The 2,429-nt window shown below is 63.9% G+C and carries 1 protein-coding gene; it reads left to right on the top strand.

What is annotated here, in order from left to right; translation table 11 throughout:
• Nucleotides 1-2,429 (top strand): beta strand repeat-containing protein (locus ACTJKX_RS38110; protein WP_440728494.1); only part of this gene is annotated, 2,429 nt, incomplete at both ends.

Genomic DNA, 2,429 nt, shown 5'->3' with positions numbered 1-2,429 from the left:
GCCACCGACGCAGTCAATCTCAGCCAGCTCAACACCGTGTCGACCTCGGTGACCAATCTCGGCAACAACGTCAACAATCTGGGCAATTCGGCCGCCTCGACCATCGGCGGCGGCACGATCTTCAACACCGCCACTGGCACGCTGTCGGGCTTCAGCCAGGGCATCAAGGCGGTCGATGCCAAGGGCAATGCGGCGGCGGCCGCCACCAACTACACCACGGTGGCCGGCGCGCTGACGCAGCTCGACACCAACACCACCAATCTCGCCAATGCCGCGGTGAAGTATGACGACCCGGCAGTGAAGAACAAGATCACGCTGGGCAATGCCGGCACGCCGGTGACGATCACCAATGTCGCCAATGGTGCGTTGACCACGACCTCGACCGATGCGGTCAATGGCTCGCAGCTCCTCGCCGTCCAGCAGACCGCGAACAAGGGCTGGAACCTCTCCACCAACAAGGGGGCGACCACCAGCAACATCGCGCCCGGCGGCACGGTCGATCTCAACAATTCCGACGGCAATGTCGTCATCACCCAATCGGGCCCGAACGCCACCTTCAACCTGGCGAGCAATCTCGCCATCGCCAGCAGTGTCACCGTCGGCAACTCCAAGCTCGACGCCACGGGCCTCACCATCACAGGCGGGCCGAGCGTGACGACGGCCGGCATCAATGCCGCCAGCAAGGCGATCACCAGTGTCGCGGCCGGCACCAATGCCACCGACGCTGTCAATCTGAGCCAGCTGAACACGGTCGCCACATCGGTGACGAACCTCGGCAACAACGTCAACAACCTCGGCAATTCGACGGCCAGCAATCTCGGTGGCGGCTCGACCTATAATCCGGCGACGGGCACGGTGAGCGCACCGAGCTACAATATCGGCGGCACCACCTACAACAATGTCGGCAACGCCTTCAATGCGGTGAACACCTCCGTGACGGCGTTGCAGACCGATGCGCTGCAGTGGAACAAGACGCTCGGTGCGTATGATGCCAGCCATGGCAGCGGTTCGCCGCAGAAGATCACCAATGTTGCCAATGGCGCGGTGACTTCGACCTCCACCGATGCCGTCACCGGCCAGCAGCTCTTCGACGTGCAGCAGACCGCCAGCAAGGGCTGGAACGCCAATACGGGCACGGTTGCCGGCAGCACCGGCACGGCTTCGGGCAGTGCCTCGACCAGGATTGCGCCCGGCGATACCGTAACCTACCAGGCCGGCAACAACATCGCGATCACGCAGACCGGCAACACCATCGCCATCGCCACCTCGATGACGCCGACCTTCACCAGCGTCACGACCGGCAATTCCAAGCTCGACACCACCGGCCTCACCATCACGGGCGGTCCCAGCGTGACCTCGGCGGGCATCAACGCCGCCAGCAAGGCGATCACCAATGTCGCCGCCGGCACCAACGCCACCGACGCAGTCAATCTCAGCCAGCTCAACACCGTGTCGACCTCGGTGACCAATCTCGGCAACAACGTCAACAATCTGGGCAATTCGACCGCCTCGACCATCGGCGGCGGCACGACCTTCAACACCGCCACTGGCACGCTGTCCGGCTTCAGCCAGGGCATCAAGGCCGTCGATGCCAAGGGCAATGCGGCGGCCGCCACCACGAACTACACCACAGTCGCCGGTGCGCTGACGCAGCTCGACACCAACACCACCAATCTCGCCAATGCCGCGGTGAAATATGACGACCCCGCGATGAAGGACAGGATCACGCTCGGCAATGCCGGCACGCCGGTGACCATCGGCAATGTCGCCAATGGCGTGGCGGCCACTGACGCGGTCAATGTCAGCCAGCTCGACGCGGTCAGCCAGACCGCGAACAAGGGCTGGAACCTCTCCACCAACAAGGGCTCAAGCACCAGCAACATTGCGCCGGGCGGTACGGTCGATCTCAGCAATACAGACGGCAATGTCGTGATCGGCCAGTCCGGGCCGAACGCGACCTTCGACCTTGCCTCCAACGTGAAGATCGCCAACAGCCTGTCCGTCGGCGCGGTGACGATCGATACGACCAGCGTAGTGGTGGGCGCGTCCAAGCTCGACGCGACCGGCCTGATGATCACAGGCGGGCCGAGCGTGACGACTGCCGGTGTCGATGCCGGGGGCAAGAAGATCACCAACGTCGCCAATGGCGACGTGACGGCGACCTCGACCGATGCGGTCAACGGTTCGCAGCTCTTCGCCGTGGTCGGCAATGCCACCGCCAATGCGGTGCAGTATGACGACGCCACCAAGACCAAGATCACCCTTGGTGGTGCCGGCGCGACGCAGCCGACCCAGATCACCAATCTCGCCAATGGCGCGGTTGCGGCAGGTTCGACCGACGCGGTCAACGGCTCCCAGCTCTATGACGTGCAGCAGACCGCCAACAAGGGCTGGAACCTGACCGCCAACGGCGCCAACTCCTCCAATGT

Source organism: Labrys sp. 22185, from assembly GCF_052045555.1.
GTDB lineage: Bacteria > Pseudomonadota > Alphaproteobacteria > Rhizobiales > Labraceae > Labrys > Labrys neptuniae.
This window is presented reverse-complemented; position numbering and strand designations above follow the sequence as displayed.